The sequence below is a fragment of the Bacillus sp. JJ1521 genome, assembly GCF_036965165.1.
Classification (GTDB): Bacteria; Bacillota; Bacilli; order Bacillales; family Bacillaceae_L; genus Ferdinandcohnia.
Genome location: NZ_JBALOX010000301.1, coordinates 1 through 851 on the forward strand (window position 1 = coordinate 1; position 851 = coordinate 851).

At 34.1% G+C, this 851-nt stretch carries 1 protein-coding gene and 1 pseudogene; both read right to left on the bottom strand.

Annotation, left to right across the window (positions count from 1 at the left end; all coding sequences use genetic code 11):
- Positions 1-81: 81 nt before the first annotated feature.
- Positions 82-420, bottom strand: coding sequence for a DMT family transporter (locus V7147_RS25075; RefSeq protein WP_335370514.1), 339 nt, complete (start codon positions 418-420; stop codon positions 82-84).
- Between the two features lie 96 nt (positions 421-516).
- Positions 517-851: pseudogene (locus V7147_RS25080) on the bottom strand (TetR family transcriptional regulator); the annotation flags it as partial.

An 851-nucleotide genomic window follows, 5' to 3' on the forward strand; every position in this document is an offset into this window, starting at 1 on the left:
TTTCTTTTACTAAATCTATTTAAGCCGATAACACCAATAAGTTCCAGTACTGCAGCAAGAAATACGTATATCCATCCCATATCAAGCAACTCCTTCTTTTGATTCCACATTCGAACTCGACTTATTATCTGCAAGATTCAAAGCGATAACCCCAATAACGAGGAGCCCGATAAAAAACCCTTTTTCCATTATAAATCTTTCTCCAAATATAAATACATCCATAAGAGAAGTACCGACTGTACCAGCAGCTGCGAAGATTGCATAAACAGTACCCGTTGGTAACAACTCACATGCTTTTGAAAGTACAATAAAATCTACAATTATTACGGGGATAATAAGTGTCCAGTGCCACCATGTATTGGCAACATTGAAACCAAAAATCCAAAGTAATTCAAATACACAAGTTAATATTACATATATCTAAGCTCTTTTCATGTAAAACTCCATCCTTGTATGTTAGTATTAAACCTTAAATAATGAATGAATGTCAGTCATTTTGCTATAAAAAAAGAAACGCTATCGGTGAGCCCCTAGTGCGCTAACTACAAATTTATGCAGTTCATTCTTATATCCAGCAATGGATTCCTCATCCAGCTGATCGTAAAGATAAACCTGCTCTGCTACCGATTCAATTGACCCTATAATAATTTTCGCAGTATATTTAACGTTCACATCAGAATGAATGGCTTGATCTTTCTTTCCTTTTTGTAATAAATCTTCCATCCAAATATATAGGGGGGCATAAATATCTTCCCAATTACCTACATACTGTGATTGGGTTAGCCCAGTGTAAATTAACTTTGAAAGCTCTCTATACTTATTAGTTATATTAAATATTACACCAATAATTT